Origin of the sequence: Rhizobium sp. 57MFTsu3.2, from assembly GCF_012932765.1 — a bacterium.
GTDB lineage: Bacteria > Pseudomonadota > Alphaproteobacteria > Rhizobiales > Rhizobiaceae > Rhizobium > Rhizobium altiplani.
The window spans coordinates 379,367-393,394 of the sequence record NZ_JDWI01000001.1 but is presented as its reverse complement, the minus strand read 5'-3'; the positions used below and the strand labels follow the sequence as shown (position 1 = coordinate 393,394).

The window sequence follows — 14,028 nt, the reverse complement described above, 5'->3', positions numbered from 1 at the left end:
GCCTGGTGATTGCAATACGGATTGCGCCACGCCACGGCAGTTCTTAAATCGGAGTGACGAAAGGAAGCCCCTGATATGAGCGACAAGAAAGCCCGCGTGACGATCCTCTACTGTACCCAATGCAACTGGCTGCTGCGCGCCGGCTGGATGGCGCAGGAGCTTCTGCAGACCTTCACCGACAGTCTCGGCGAAGTGGCGCTCGTTCCCGGCACCGGCGGCAATTTCGAAATCCGGGTCGATGGCGACCTGATTTGGGAGCGCAAGCGCGATGGCGGCTTTCCCGGTCCGAAGGAGTTGAAGCAGCGCGTGCGCGACATCATCGAACCCGGCCGGGATCTCGGCCATGTCGATCGCACTTCGCTGGAAAGCTGAGCCTAGTCGTAAGGCGAATTGCAGGTCTTGTAGATACCCTCATAGGTCAGGAACCGATCAGTCTTCGGATTGTAGGTCCGGTACTGGTTACGGCACCAATCCACATGGAACTGTTGTCCCTGTGCCTTCGGCTGCACCGTGCGCACGGGCGGGGGATCGTAATAGAGCGGTCCGCGACCTCGCGCAGCCGGCCGATAGTAGGTCGGACCGGTGGCCGTCGGCGGCCGATAGTTCGGCTGCACATAGGACGGGCGGAACGATTGGACCGGCCCGAAAGTGAAGCAGCCGCGCGCGTCACACATCGTCGACCCAACACGGATGATGTCCGATGCGCCGGCGGCGGGCGGAGACACGCCGAGCGGCATCGCAAACGCCGTGTAGGGCAGCAGGGTGAAGAGCGCGATCAGGCAAAAATTACGAGAGCCGGCCATCAGACGATCCTTTCTGCTGTGTATATAGGACGCCTTTGCAGCAATCGCTATCGCGGCCGCCTCAGATTGCAACCGCGCTGGCGAAGAGTGGCATCAACGACTTTTTTGCTGCCTGTCAGGAAAACTTCAAAAACCCTGTTGACAGCAAGGGGCCGCCCCCGTACATGGCTCTCCGTCGCCCAGATGGCGGAATTGGTAGACGCGCAGGTTTCAGGTACCTGTGCCGCGAGGCGTGGAGGTTCGAGTCCTCTTCTGGGCACCATTTCCCTAAGAAATGCAAAGTGAAGGCCGATATAAGGTCTTCCCATTTCTTCCCCCAAAGACATTAGCAGCGCAGGTAAAGACGTCCGATCAGGCTGCTGATTGCGGTTGCGATCAGGACTTGGGCGCGCTGTCGCCAGCGAGCTGTCGTTCGGACATTGCTGGGCGTAAAATCCGGCTGCACGGGCTCCCGAACACTCATAATGCGCAGTAGGGGCGACCGCCTGGGCAGCCCAACGGGTCAGCGGACCGGCTGATAGTGTCCGCGCAGCGGCACCTGCGTGCCGACACTTTCCACGCCGTCACGATCGCAGACGTAGACGAGGGTTGGCAGCCCGCCGGTCCGGAAGATTTTGTCATATCCGCGGCGCAGCGGCCGTGTCTCCGTCCGGCAGCTATACTGTTCCTCGTCCTTTGGATCCGGCTGCGCCTTGACGCCCGGCAGGTTTGCATAGGGATAGATCGACTGGACCTGCGGCTCGCCGGCTCGCCGCCAATCCGCGGCAAAGCTCGCGCCGGGCGCCAAACTTGCGCCGGTTGCTGCCAAGGCTATCAACCACACTCTTGCGAACCGCATATCGCCGGATCCGTCGTATTACATCTCTATTGTCGATGTAGGCGCGGCGTCGGCTTCCATCAAGCGAGCGCTTCGCTCGGTTGGCCGTCATCTCGAAAACGTGACTTCGTCGAAGGGGCCGCGCAAGTGCGGCCCACGGCGGGGATACGCGTCTTGACGACGCAAGCGGAACGGAGTTTTGCACGCTCTGCCGTAAGTTGATCGCGACGGGGAGGCGCCAGGAACCTGAAAGCTTCTGATGGCGTCTCTTGCAAATAGTTGCACGAATGAAGGCGCGGTGCTCTATCCGTGACTTTCTCTTTGATCTAAGCAGCCGGCCGACAGGCGGCGCGAGAAGGACGGAAACAGATGACGAGCTATGTATTGACGGTGACGTGCAAGTCGACGCGCGGGATCGTGGCGGCGATCGCGAACTACCTGGCCGATCAGGGCTGCAACATCGTCGATTCGTCGCAGTTCGACGATCTCGATACCGGCAAGTTCTTCACCCGTGTCAGCTTCATTTCAGAAGAAGGCGTCGGTCTTGCGGCACTCAAGGAAGGCTTCAAGCCGGTCGCAGAGAAATTCGACATGGAAGCCGAAATCCATGATGGCGCCAGCCGCATGAAGGTGCTTTTGATGGTGTCGCGCTTCGGCCACTGTTTGAACGACTTGCTCTACCGCTGGAAGATCGGTGCGCTGCCGATCGAAATCGTCGGCGTGGTCTCCAATCACTTCGATTATCAGAAGGTCGTGGTGAACCACGATATTCCGTTCCACCACATCAAGGTGACGAAGGAAAACAAGCCGCAGGCCGAGGCTCAGCTCCTTGATCTCGTGGACCAGACCGGCACCGAACTGATTGTGCTCGCCCGCTACATGCAGGTCCTTTCCGATGCCATGTGCCGCAAGATGTCCGGCAGGATCATTAATATCCATCACTCCTTCCTGCCGAGCTTCAAGGGCGCCAACCCCTACAAGCAGGCCTATGAGCGCGGCGTGAAGCTCATTGGCGCCACGGCGCATTATGTGACGGCCGATCTCGATGAGGGGCCAATCATCGAGCAGGATACCGCCCGCATCACCCACGCTCAGAGCGCCGACGATTACGTCTCCATCGGCCGCGACGTGGAGAGCCAGGTGCTGGCACGCGCCATCCATGCGCATATCCATCGCCGCGTCTTCCTGAACGGCAACCGCACGATCGTATTTCCCGCAAGTCCGGGCAGCTACGCATCGGAACGCATGGGCTGATCGCCGCGGCGGCTTTGCCGTCGATCGACCGCGATCTCCTCGCTTGCCGGTGGCAAGGATTCGATTATCTGCGTAGTCTGCGAAATCGAATCATGCCGCGGGGGATGCCATGACTGACGAGACGCTTGCCGATCGCGCGACGTTGCCACGCCCTGACGTGACCGCTGCGGAAGCCGGCGACATCCTTCAGTCGCGTTATGGCCTGTCAGGAGCGATCACCGAGCTCGGCAGCCAGCAGGATCGCAACTATCGCCTCGATACCGGCGAACGAAGCTACGTGCTCAAGATATGCCATGTGACCTATGAGACGGTGGAGCTCGAGGCGCAGAACGCAGCCATCCGCCACATCGGCACGAAAGAGGATGCGCCGCGCGTTCCTCACGTCATCCCATCGACGGACGGGCAGGACATCGTCGCTGTCACCGTGCGCGACCAGACCTTTCAGGTTCGACTGCTGGAGTATCTTGAAGGCGAGGGGCTGACGCACCGCAAGCACCTGCCGAAAGAGTCGGTGGCGGCACTGGGAGCTCTCTGCGCCCGCCTGGCGCAGTCGCTGGCCGACTTCACGCATCCTGGTCTCGACCGCAGCCTGCAATGGGACCTGCGCCGCGCCGGTCCGGTCGCGGTCCAGTTGTTGTCGGCGATCACCGACAGCGCCGCACGTGATCGCATCGCCAAGACGATGGTGTCAGCCGTGAGGCGAATCCAACCCCTGGCGCCGTCCTTGCGGCTACAGGCCGTGCACCATGACGTGACCGGCGACAACGTTGTCAGCCGTCGTGATGAGCGGGGCCATCTGGTCCCTGACGGCGTCATCGATTTCGGCGACATCATTCGCGGCTGGCTGATCGGCGATCTGGCGGTCACCTGCGCCTCGCTGCTACATCAGGCTGATGGCGATCCGCAGTACATTCTTCCTGCAGTGAAGGCATATCACGAGGTCTATCCGCTCACCGAGGAGGAGCTGCGCGCGCTCTGGCCGCTCGTCGTTGCCCGCGCGGTCATTTTGGTCGCCAGCAGCGAGCAGCAGATCTCGATCGATCCCGAGAACGACTATGTTCGCGGCAATCTCGAGCTCGAACGCCGCATATTCGATATGGCGGTATCCGTTCCATTCGAACTCATGGAAGTCGCGGTCCTGAAGGCGGTGGGCATCGAAACGGCCGCGGTTTCGATGGAGGACTGGCGTCCATTGTTGCCCGACATCGACCCGGCGACCATATCCTTCGTCGATCTCGGTGTCCAAAGCCCGCATTTCGCTGCGGGAAACTGGGCGCAGTCCGACATGGATTGGCGCCTGCTCGCGCGCGCGGCAGCCGAGACGGGCACTGCGGCCACGCGTTACGGCGAATACCGATTGTCGCGCTCGAAGCCTCGGAGCGCCACCCCATCCGCAACCTTCACGCTGCATTCCGACGTCTGTCTTGCGGGCGGCAGCACGGTTGCTGCTCCATTCGCGGGGAAGGTCATTCGGAAGGATCACCATTTCGTTCTGGCAGGCGAGGGTGTCAGCCTTCATCTCGACGGGATTGAGCCGTCGCTTGAAAACGAAGCCGAGGTCGAGCCCGGGCAACCGCTCGGGACCATATCCGGTGAGAGCGGATCTCTCGGCGGGCTGCGCGTACAACTCTCCACCTTGCCAGGCGTCGAACCGCCGCTGTTCTGCACTCCGCAGGAGGCCATGGCCTGGTCGGAACTATGTCCATCGCCGGCTGCCCTTCTGGGCGTTGGCGTCAATGCGCCGAAGCCGGCGTCGGCAGCGTTGTTCGCGCTCAGGCAGGCCCATCTCGCAAGGCCGCAGAAGAACTACTACGAAATACCGCCGCAAATGGAGCGCGGCTGGCAGGAGCATATGTTCGATGTCGAGGGCCGTGCCTATCTCGACATGCTGAACAACGTCACCATTCTGGGGCATGGCCACCCGCGCCTGGCGGAGGCGGTCAGCGAACAGTGGCTGCGGCTGAACACCAATTCACGCTTTCACTATGGCTCCATTGCGGAATTTTCCGAGCGCCTGACCTCCCTGGCGCCGGAAGGGCTGGATGCGGTGTTCCTCGTCAACAGCGGATCGGAAGCCAACGACCTCGCCCTGCGACTAGCTTGGGCGCACACGGGCGCCAAGCATATGCTCAGCCTTCTCGAAGCCTACCACGGCTGGTCGGTTGCGAGCGATGCGGTGTCCACCTCGATCGCCGACAATCCGGAGGCTTTGACGACGCGGCCCGACTGGGTGCACGCCGTCCTCTCGCCCAATACCTATCGTGGTGCGTTCCGCGGTTCGGAATCGACGATTGGTTACGTGGAGGCCGTCGTCGACGCCCTTGAAGCCGTCGATGCACGGGGCGAGGGGTTGGCCGGCTTCATCGCCGAGCCGGTCTACGGGAATGCCGGCGGAATATCGCTGCCGGACGGATACCTTGCCGCAGTCTACAGGCAGGTGCGGGCCCGCGGCGGCGTCTGCATCGCCGACGAAGTACAGGTGGGCTACGGTCGGCTTGGGCACCATTTCTGGGGCTTCGAGCAACAGGGCGTCGTCCCCGACATCATCACGGTAGCGAAAGGCATGGGCAATGGACATCCGCTCGGCGCTGTGATCACGACCAGGGCCATTGCCGATTCGCTGGAGAAGGAAGGTTATTTCTTCTCGTCCGCTGGCGGCAGTCCGGTCAGTTCTGTGGTGGGTATGACCGTCCTCGATATCATGGCCGATGAAGAACTGCAGGCGAATGCGCGCGATGTTGGCGATCATCTCAAGAGCCGTCTGGTCGCGCTGATCGACCGCTATCCGATCGTCGGCGCGGTGCACGGCATGGGACTTTACCTCGGGCTCGAACTCGTCCGCGACAGAACGACGCTGGAACCCGCGAGCGAAGAGACAGCGGCAATCTGCGGCCGCCTGCTCGATCTCGGGGTCTTGATGCAGCCGACCGGCGATCACCTCAATGTGTTGAAGATCAAGCCTCCCCTTTGCCTGACAGTGGAGAGCGCCGATTTCTTCGTCGACATGCTGGAAAAGGTGCTCTCCGAGGGGTGGTAGGCTGTTTTTTGCCCGCGTTAACCATTTCGGTCATTTCGAGGCTTTCCCGTTTTTTCATCAGATGCCCATTGCCGGAATCAGCGGGACTTCCTATCTCTGCGCCGTGATCGAAAGAGACCGTCGGACTGTCACGCGAATTGCACAAAGACTTGATAGAGTTCTTTCAGTCAATTCGATCTTAATGGAATGAAATTTTCCGAATGGTCGATATTTTGACACGTTTCGGAATATGTTTCTTGTAGGCTGCTAGCTATAGTCTACCAACAAAGTAGATTAATAGCGCGGCCGTCGTCGGTCTTGGAACACCAGGGCCTCAAACAAGCGCAACGCCAGAGAAAGGAACGAGACATGACTGACATCGACACTCTCGCCAATTTCCCTGGGCGATCTGTGCTTGGCAATGACCGTCCGGGCGCTCTCTCCCGCCCGAACTGTCGAATGTGACCTTCGTCCACCCTTAACGGAATCAGACAAGTCAATTCGCCATCGCCAGCGCATACCGCGCGGCAGGAGTTCTACGCATGAAAAAAGAAGTAATCGAATACGCAGGCGTTCCCGTCGGGATCGTCATCCCGGATGAGAACCGGTTGAAGTTCATCGCAGTGAAATTTCACGTTCACGATCTGGACGAGCAGCATTTCAGCTCGCCGGCTGAGGTGAAGCTCGCGATCCATGATCTGATGACCCGCCGTCACCCGAAGCCTATCCATGCCTGAGGGCATGAAGCACGGCCCAACCAGCCCTGACAGATTTCAGACCGGTCTTGCCAAAGGTGAGGCCGGTCTTGTGTTTTGACCGCCATTGCGGTCCTATCGCGCTCTTGCTCAACAAGGGTGGCGCGCTTGCTCAATCTGATTACCGACATTGATGGCGTCTCGGTCGGAAACGCGACGGATCTGAGGCTCGGCTCAGGTGTGACCGCGATCGTCTTCGACGAACCGGCAACGGCCTCCGCTGTGGTTCTCGGAGGCGCTCCGGGCGGTCGTGACACGGCGCTTCTCGATCCGTCGATGACGGTCGGCGCAGTCGATGCCTTCGTGCTGTCAGGTGGCTCGGCCTTCGGCCTTGACGCGGCTGGCGGCGTTCAGGCTGGACTTCGGGAAGCCGGGCGAGGTTTTCCCGTCGGCGACGTGAAGGTGCCGATCGTTCCGCAGGCGATTCTGATGGACCTGCTGAACGGCGGCGACAAGGATTGGGGGCTGCAGTCGCCCTATCGCGACATGGGCTATCAAGCCTTCAAGACATCGGCGAAAGGGCCGTTTACCCTCGGTTCCGTCGGTGCGGGAGCCGGTGCCACAACCGCGACCGTCAAAGGTGGGCTCGGTTCGGCAAGTGGCGAGACCAGCACCGGCCTGCGGATTGGAGCGATCGTCGCCGTCAATGCGCTTGGCTCGGCGACAGTGGGCGAGGGGCCGCATTTCTGGTCGGCGCCGTTCGAGCAGGGCCGGGAGTTTGGCGGCCTCGGCTTGCCCGCGCCGATCTCACAAGCCGACATCCGCATGCGGCTAAAGGGCATGAACACGATAGCGACAACGATTGGCGCCATCGTTACCGACGCCGAATTGACCAAGCAGGAGGCGCACCGTCTCGCGATCATGGCCCATGACGGTTTCGCCCGCGCCCTGCTGCCGGCGCACCTGCCTTTCGACGGCGACACTGTCTTTGCTGCCTCGACGGGCAGGAGGCCCCGACCGGATTTGCCCGCCTTTTTCGAACTCTGCCATCTCGCCACGATGGTCATGGCACGCGCCATTGCGCGGGGAGTCTTTGAGGCCACCGCACTGCCAGTCGCTGGCGCCCAGCAGGCTTGGCGAGACCGCTACCCTGATCGCGCAAGTTCGTCTAAACAAGGCGCCTAAATCGACGGAGACCCCGAATGCAGATCCCGGCCTTAATTCGCGCCAGGCGGTGTGCGTTTTGGGAGTGACAAGTTGGCTCATAAAAGTCATCGCCACGGCGGCGGGCAGACAGGGGAATAAATTGATGAAGGTTTCGCGTGCGCCGTCGGCGCTGTTGGCTCGGCGATTTTATCTCGGTGCGGCGGTTTCAGTTGGCCTCGTGCTGCTGGGGCAGACCCCCGCGGAAGCCGCCAAGACCACGCTGACCCTTGGCATGACGGTGGAGCCAACCGGCCTTGATCCGACGATCGCAGCCCCTGTCGCGATCGGCCAGGTCACCTGGCAGAACGTTTTCGAAGGCCTTGTAACGATTGACGAGACCGGGAAGATCCAGCCACAGCTCGCCAAGAGCTGGGAGGTTTCCCCGGACGGTCTAACCTATACGTTCAAGCTGCAGAGCGGCGTCAAATTCCATGATGGCGAGGCTTTCGATTCCGCTGCAGCGAAATTTGCGCTCGATCGCGCGCGCGGTGCTGACTCGGTAAACCCGCAAAAGCGCTTCTTCGCCTCGATCACTTCCATAGAGACACCGGACCCGGAAACGCTCGTCCTGCATCTCTCGGCTCCAACAGGCAGTCTCCTCTACTGGCTCGGCTGGCCGGCCTCGGTGATGGTCGGCCCGAAGTCTGCCGCCGGGGATAAGACGACGCCCGTTGGCACCGGCCCGTTCAAGTTCGTGAATTGGGCAAAGGGCGACAAGGTCGAGCTCGCAAGGAACGCCGACTATTGGAGCAGGGACGCCGCGGCAAAGCTCGACAAGGTGACCTTCCGCTTCATCGCCGATCCGCAGGCCCAGGCCGCGGCCTTGAAGTCGGGCGATGTCGACGCCATTCCGGAATTCGCGGCGCCTGAGCTGATGAGTTCGTTTGACGGCGATGCGAAGCTTACGACCAAGATCGGCAATACCGAGCTGAAGGTTGTCGCCGGCATGAACAACGCGAAGAAGCCTTTCGACGACAAACGCGTCCGTCAGGCGTTGATGATGGCGATCGACCGGAAGACGGTCATTGACGGCGCCTGGTCGGGGCTAGGTACGGCGATCGGCAGCCACTACACGCCGAACGACCCCGGCTACGTCGATCTCACCGGCGCCCTGCCCTATGATCCCGAAAAGGCGAAGGCGCTGCTTGCCGAAGCCGGCTATCCTGATGGTTTCACCTTCACGATCAAGTCGCCGCAAATGGCTTATGCGCCACGTAGCGCGCAGGTCATGCAGGCGATGCTGGCTGAAATCGGCGTAACCATGAACATCGAACCGACGGAATTCCCGGCCAAGTGGGTGCAGGATGTCATGAAGGACCGCGCCTACGAAATGACGATCGTAGCGCACGCCGAACCGCTCGACATCGACATCTACGCCCGTGATCCGTACTACTTCAACTACAAGAATCCCGCGTTCAACGACCTGATGAAGAAGGTGCAGGAGACCTCGGATCCTGTAGCGCAAGCGAAGATCTTCGGCGACGCCCAGAAGATTCTGGCCGAGGATGTGCCGGCGCTCTATCTCTTCGTCATGCCCAAGCTGGGCGTCTGGGACAAGAAGCTGAAGGGTCTCTGGGAGAATGAACCCATTCCCTCGAACGTCCTTACGAACGTTTCCTGGGAAGACTGATTACGGGCTGATGATATGGTGAGGCGGCGGATCGTACCGGACGTGAAATGATAACGCTTCTGTCTCGTCGCCTTGTCGGTCTGATCGTCACGCTCGCTGTCGTCTCGCTGCTGATTTTTGCGGTGATGGATCTGCTGCCGGGCGATCAGGCCTCCATCATGCTGGGCACGTCAGCCGCACCGGAAACGCTCGCAAGCCTGCGTCACGAGCTTGGGCTCGATCAGCCGCTCCTGTGGCGCTATGGAGAATGGCTCGCTGGCGTATTCCGTGGAAACCTCGGCCAATCCTACACCTACGGTGTGCCGGTTGCCGGCCTGATTCTTGAGAGACTGGCGGTTACGCTTCCGCTGGCGCTGATGGCGATCATGCTTTCCGTCGCCATCGCGATCCCTCTCGGTGCCCTAGCGGCGGCGCATCGAGGCGGATTGCCTGACGCTGTCGCTTCGATATTTTCGCAGATGGGCATCGCCGTTCCGGGCTTCTGGGTGGCTCTACTGCTGATCATGCTGTTTTCGACGGCGCTCGGCTGGATGCCGGCCGGAGGTTTCCCGGGTTGGAACGCCGGCTTCCTGCCAGCCCTCAAAGCGCTTCTTATGCCCGCGGTGGCGCTCGCATTACCGCAAGCGGCGGTCCTGACACGCGTCACGCGTTCTGCCGTTCTGGAAACCCTGCATGAGGATTTCACGAGGACAGCCCTTGCCAAGGGATTGTCGAAGCGGCGCGTCCTGTGGCGGCACTCGGTGCCGAACGCCCTCGTTCCCGTTCTGACGATCCTCGGCCTGCAGTTCACCTTCCTGGTTGCTGGCGCGGTTTTGGTCGAGAATGTCTTCAACCTTCCGGGCCTCGGTCGCCTTGCCTACCAGGCGCTGTCGCAGCGCGACATCATCGTCATGCAGGATGTCGTCCTGCTCTTTGCTGGGCTCGTTATCGTCATGAACTTCATCGTCGATCTCTCCTATCTGGCGATCGACCCGCGCCTGCGGAAAGGCATTTGACATGGCGCCGATCGCCTCCAATCCAATAGGCCTCAAGCGCCGGCGATTTGACATTAGCCGGAGAATGAATTTGGTCGTCGGCGGCGGTGTCATCACCCTTCTTGTCGCCGTCGCGGTGCTGTCGCTGGTCTGGACGCCGCTGCCGCCAGCGAAGATGCAGATCATTCACAAGCTGCAGCCCCCTTTCGCGTTCGGCGTTCTCGGCACGGACCAATTCGGCCGAGATGTCCTCTCGATGCTGATGGTCGGCTGCTGGAATTCCCTTTCCATCGCCGTTGCCGCCGTGGCGATCGGTGGGACGCTCGGTTCGATCGCCGGTATCTCGGCCGCTGCCGTGCGGGGCGTGTTCGAAACGTTGCTGATGCGCGCCTGCGACGTCGTTTTCGCGCTGCCGCCGATTCTTTCGGCGATGATGCTGGGCGCCTTTCTCGGTCCGGGCCGGCTTACTGCGATCGTTGCCATTGCAACGTTCATGATTCCCGTCTTTGCCCGCGTCACGCTTGCCACGGCCCTCCAAGCCTGGAGCCGGGACTACGTGCTCGCTGCCCGCGCAATCGGAAACAGCCGCTTCGCGATCTCCGTCCGCCACGTGCTCCCGAACATCATGAGCCAGATCATTGTCCAAGTGACGATCCAGTTGGGCTTGGCCGTGCTGACGGAGGCCGGGCTCAGCTTCCTTGGCCTCGGGATCGCACCACCCGCCCCGACCTGGGGCCGTATGCTGGCCGACGCGCAAACCTACCTGCCGCTCGCGCCATGGCTGGCCATCCTGCCCGGCCTTGCCATCGCACTCTGCGTCTTCGGCTTCAACATGCTTGGCGATGGGCTGCGCGACATGCTCGACCCGCGCGAGACGAGTGCCGTCAGTGTTCGAAACCACAGGTCCGGATGAGAGTGCCATGTCCGAAACCGACTTGACGATCCACGAATTGAGGCGGCGCTTCGCCGATCGAAGCCTGTCTCCGCTTGAATATTGGCTGGCGCTGGAACGACACATTGAAGCGTGGGAGCCTGCCATCTGCGCGCTCTACGCCTATGACCCGGAGGCGGCGCGCAACCAGGCGCAAGCGTCAAGCGACCGATGGATGAGGGGAGCAACGCTTGGGCTCCTCGATGGCATCCCGGCGACGCTGAAGGAACTGATCGCTACCAAGGGGCAGCCGGTGCCGCTCGGGACCAAGGCGGTCGAACTGCAGCCTGCGACCGAGGATGCGCCGGCCGCGGCCAGGTTGCGCGAGGACGGCGCGGTGCTCTTTGCGAAGACGACCTGCCCCGATTACGGGATGCTTTCCTCGGGTCTTTCCAGCTTCCACCCCCTAAGCCGCAATCCTTGGGATACCACGCAGAATCCCGGAGGATCGAGCGCCGGGGCGTCCGCTGCGGCCGCTGCGGGCTATGGGCCCCTGCACATCGGTACCGACATCGGTGGTTCGGTGCGCTTGCCGGCAGGCTGGACAGGGATCTTCGGCTTCAAGCCGAGCCACGGTCGCATCCCGATCGATCCGTTCTATGTCGGCCGTTGCGCCGGACCGATGACACGTACCGTCGAAGACGCGGCCCACGCGATGGCGACGCTCTCGCGTCCGGACTGGCGCGATGGCACCAGCCTGCCTCCAGCGGATCTCGATTGGATGGATCTTGAGATCGATGTTCGCGGATTGAAGATTGGGCTGATGCTTGATGCCGGCTGTGGCCTCGCGGTCGAGGACGAGGTGCGGGCGGCCGTTGAGGCTGCCGGCCGACGTTTTGAGGAGGCCGGCGCGATTGTCATCCCTGTTCAGCCTGTTCTGACGCGGGAGATGCTGGACGGGTTGGATAGCTTCTGGCGTGCGCGCTTCTGGGGCGAAATCGAGAAGCTAAGCCGTGAGCGCAGAAACAGCATCCTCCCCTACATTTACGCCTGGGCCGAGGGCGGCGCTTCCGTAAGCGGCGTGGACGCCGTCAGGGGCTTCAATCAGACGATCGAGATGCGCAGGAGTTGCGGTAGACTGTTCACGAAGGTCGACGCCGTGATTTCGCCAACCAACCCTATCGTCTCCTATCCGGCCGAATGGGCTTCGCCGACGAACGATCCCGCGCGTCCCTTCGAGCACATCTGCTTCACGGTGCCGTGGAACTTGTCCGAGCAGCCCGCCGCCTCGATCAATTGCGGCTTTTCGCGATCAGGGATGCCGATCGGGCTGCAGATCGTCGGCCCCCGCTTCAATGACATGTTTGTCTTGAAGCTGTCGAAGGCTTTCGAAACGTGGACGGGCGGGATCAGGTCATGGCCGAAGCCGCCGGTCAGATGACCGGGCGGCGATAGCCTGTCGGTTGCTCGTAGAGCCAGCCGATGCGTTTGATGGCATCCTGGAGGTTTTCGCGAGCCACGGTCATTGTATGGCCGTTGGCGTGGATGATCGTTTCCGGATCTTCCAGGATGGCAACGTGCCCCTTCCAGAAGACCAGATCGCCTCGGCGCAGGTCGGCCCTGTCGATCGGCTCGCCAAGGCCCGCCGCCTGCATGTCGGTGTCGCGCGGCACGCTTCGTCCCATCATCAGCATCGAGAGCTGAACGAGGCCCGAACAGTCGATGCCAAGTCCGGAGCGACCACCCCAGAGGTAGGGGGTCTCAAGAAACCGGCTTGCGACGTCGACATAGTCGCCACCTTGAGCTTCGCCGATCGGCCGCACGTGCTTTGCGAAGATCGCCGTGCCGTCTTCCAGCATCACATAGTGGTTGCCGCGTGTTTCTGCCTCACCGACAATCCGGACCCGGCTGCCCATGGATAGGATGGATTGGTACGGTTTGCGCAGCTCCGCCTCTTGATAGAGGAAAGTCCGCTGGACCGTGACGACATGTGTCGGCGCAACAAGCACGTCCGAAAGGGCGGTCGCCGGCAGATAGCCGACATAGTTGTCGCCGCTGGCCTTGACCCAGCACCATCCGTCGGCGCGATCGTAGACGGTGACCTCCTCTCCGAGGAGCAGTTCCGTATCGATTCCCTTGGCGAGATCGGGCACTGGCCGCAAACCGATGACCGGCACGGCTACCCGGGCCGGTGTGCCGGCAACGAAGCGCAGGGCTTCCACACGTCCTTCCAGCCCCGCCTCGGCGAGATCCGGTCGGTAGGCATGCAAGCGGCGATCAAGCATCGTCATTGTATCCCTTTCACGGCGTCAGGCGGCGACCTTGGTCGCGCACGAGATCGCCAAGCTTTTCCAGATAGAGCGCCCCTCCGACGGTACGCTTTATCACGACATTTCGCCGGTCGCGTTCGTCGCGCACACGGTCGACCAGACCCATTTCCCCCATCGTATCCAATGCCCGGGTGATGACAGGCTTGGTCACGTTGAGCGTCGCAGCTAGGCCGCGCACGGTATGCGGCGGCGGCACGAGATAGATATGCAGCAGGATCGCCATCTGGCGCAACGTCAAATCGCGATCATCGAGTCTGACCTGATCGAGCGTCACACCATGCCACAGGCCCAATGCCTGCGAAGCCGTCAGTGCGATCGGCATGGCTCCTCCGGAAACTCGTTACGCCCCGCGTTCCATTTTCCGGCACGTGGTCGCGCAACGCAATGGGGCGGCAAATCTGCCGCCCCAAAGGGTGAATAAAATTTTAACGA

General features: G+C 61.6%; 13 protein-coding genes and 1 tRNA gene. 10 read left to right on the top strand and 4 right to left on the bottom strand.

Annotation, left to right across the window (positions count from 1 at the left end; translation table 11 throughout):
• The first annotated feature begins 75 nt into the window (after positions 1 to 75).
• Complete coding sequence (locus AF71_RS01920) at positions 76 to 372, top strand: SelT/SelW/SelH family protein (RefSeq protein WP_018855339.1); 297 nt, start codon at positions 76 to 78, stop codon at positions 370 to 372.
• 2 nt (positions 373 to 374) lie between these two features.
• Here the strand turns inward: AF71_RS01920 and AF71_RS01915 are convergent, their stop codons facing one another.
• The gene (locus AF71_RS01915; RefSeq protein ID WP_082728676.1) at positions 375 to 737 is read right to left on the bottom strand and encodes a BA14K family protein; all 363 of its coding nucleotides are present in this window, start codon (positions 735 to 737) and stop codon (positions 375 to 377) included.
• Between the two features lie 243 nt (positions 738 to 980).
• Between AF71_RS01915 and AF71_RS01910 the strand changes: the two genes are divergently transcribed.
• Positions 981 to 1,065 (top strand) — tRNA-Leu (locus tag AF71_RS01910).
• Between the two features lie 240 nt (positions 1,066 to 1,305).
• Here AF71_RS01910 and AF71_RS01905 read toward each other — a convergent pair.
• Positions 1,306 to 1,641: a hypothetical protein gene (locus AF71_RS01905; protein WP_026371533.1), complete on the bottom strand. Its 336-nt coding sequence runs from the start codon at positions 1,639 to 1,641 to the stop codon at positions 1,306 to 1,308.
• Positions 1,642 to 1,989: 348 nt separating this feature from the next.
• Here AF71_RS01905 and purU point away from each other — a divergent pair, with 348 nt between their 5' ends.
• The 8 genes from purU (at position 1,990) to AF71_RS01865 (ending at position 12,707) form a co-directional block, all read left to right on the top strand.
• Complete coding sequence (purU, locus tag AF71_RS01900; protein ID WP_169679493.1) at positions 1,990 to 2,874, top strand: formyltetrahydrofolate deformylase; 885 nt, start codon at positions 1,990 to 1,992, stop codon at positions 2,872 to 2,874.
• A gap of 109 nt (positions 2,875 to 2,983) precedes the next feature.
• The gene (locus tag AF71_RS01895) at positions 2,984 to 5,911 is read left to right on the top strand and encodes an aminotransferase (RefSeq protein ID WP_169679491.1); all 2,928 of its coding nucleotides are present in this window, start codon (positions 2,984 to 2,986) and stop codon (positions 5,909 to 5,911) included.
• A 521-nt stretch (positions 5,912 to 6,432) separates the two neighbouring features.
• Entirely contained in the window at positions 6,433 to 6,627 is a 195-nt protein-coding gene (locus AF71_RS01890; RefSeq protein WP_007529092.1) for a hypothetical protein, read from the top strand.
• Positions 6,628 to 6,744: 117 nt separating this feature from the next.
• The gene (locus AF71_RS01885; RefSeq protein ID WP_113160376.1) at positions 6,745 to 7,770 is read left to right on the top strand and encodes a P1 family peptidase; all 1,026 of its coding nucleotides are present in this window, start codon (positions 6,745 to 6,747) and stop codon (positions 7,768 to 7,770) included.
• A gap of 121 nt (positions 7,771 to 7,891) precedes the next feature.
• Entirely contained in the window at positions 7,892 to 9,421 is a 1,530-nt protein-coding gene (locus tag AF71_RS01880; RefSeq protein ID WP_192240675.1) for an ABC transporter substrate-binding protein, read from the top strand.
• A 47-nt stretch (positions 9,422 to 9,468) separates the two neighbouring features.
• Positions 9,469 to 10,416 carry an ABC transporter permease gene (locus AF71_RS01875; RefSeq protein ID WP_018855332.1) on the top strand — a complete coding sequence of 316 codons (948 nt, stop codon included), beginning with the start codon at positions 9,469 to 9,471 and terminating at the stop codon, positions 10,414 to 10,416.
• Position 10,417: 1 nt separating this feature from the next.
• Positions 10,418 to 11,308 (top strand): ABC transporter permease, encoded by an 891-nt coding sequence (locus AF71_RS01870; RefSeq protein WP_169679487.1) that lies wholly within the window; start codon positions 10,418 to 10,420, stop codon positions 11,306 to 11,308.
• Positions 11,309 to 11,315: 7 nt separating this feature from the next.
• Entirely contained in the window at positions 11,316 to 12,707 is a 1,392-nt protein-coding gene (locus AF71_RS01865) for an amidase (protein ID WP_112824818.1), read from the top strand.
• Here AF71_RS01865 and AF71_RS01860 read toward each other — a convergent pair.
• Both AF71_RS01860 and AF71_RS01855 read right to left on the bottom strand, forming a co-directional pair.
• The gene (locus AF71_RS01860) at positions 12,700 to 13,557 is read right to left on the bottom strand and encodes an NlpC/P60 family protein (RefSeq protein WP_169679485.1); all 858 of its coding nucleotides are present in this window, start codon (positions 13,555 to 13,557) and stop codon (positions 12,700 to 12,702) included. The genes AF71_RS01865 and AF71_RS01860 overlap by 8 nt on opposite strands.
• A gap of 10 nt (positions 13,558 to 13,567) precedes the next feature.
• Positions 13,568 to 13,918: a MarR family winged helix-turn-helix transcriptional regulator gene (locus tag AF71_RS01855; protein ID WP_018855328.1), complete on the bottom strand. Its 351-nt coding sequence runs from the start codon at positions 13,916 to 13,918 to the stop codon at positions 13,568 to 13,570.
• Positions 13,919 to 14,028 lie beyond the last annotated feature (110 nt).

Coding starts and splice junctions, on each gene's coding strand:
- AF71_RS01920 (WP_018855339.1), top strand. CDS start 76: ATGAGCGACAAGAAAGCCCGCGTGACGATCCTCTACTGTACCCAATGC.
- purU (WP_169679493.1), top strand. CDS start 1,990: ATGACGAGCTATGTATTGACGGTGACGTGCAAGTCGACGCGCGGGATC.
- AF71_RS01855 (WP_018855328.1), bottom strand. CDS start 13,918: ATGCCGATCGCACTGACGGCTTCGCAGGCATTGGGCCTGTGGCATGGT.
- AF71_RS01890 (WP_007529092.1), top strand. CDS start 6,433: ATGAAAAAAGAAGTAATCGAATACGCAGGCGTTCCCGTCGGGATCGTC.
- AF71_RS01915 (WP_082728676.1), bottom strand. CDS start 737: ATGCCGCTCGGCGTGTCTCCGCCCGCCGCCGGCGCATCGGACATCATC.
- AF71_RS01865 (WP_112824818.1), top strand. CDS start 11,316: ATGTCCGAAACCGACTTGACGATCCACGAATTGAGGCGGCGCTTCGCC.
- AF71_RS01895 (WP_169679491.1), top strand. CDS start 2,984: ATGACTGACGAGACGCTTGCCGATCGCGCGACGTTGCCACGCCCTGAC.
- AF71_RS01875 (WP_018855332.1), top strand. CDS start 9,469: ATGATAACGCTTCTGTCTCGTCGCCTTGTCGGTCTGATCGTCACGCTC.
- AF71_RS01905 (WP_026371533.1), bottom strand. CDS start 1,641: ATGCGGTTCGCAAGAGTGTGGTTGATAGCCTTGGCAGCAACCGGCGCA.
- AF71_RS01860 (WP_169679485.1), bottom strand. CDS start 13,557: ATGACGATGCTTGATCGCCGCTTGCATGCCTACCGACCGGATCTCGCC.
- AF71_RS01870 (WP_169679487.1), top strand. CDS start 10,418: ATGGCGCCGATCGCCTCCAATCCAATAGGCCTCAAGCGCCGGCGATTT.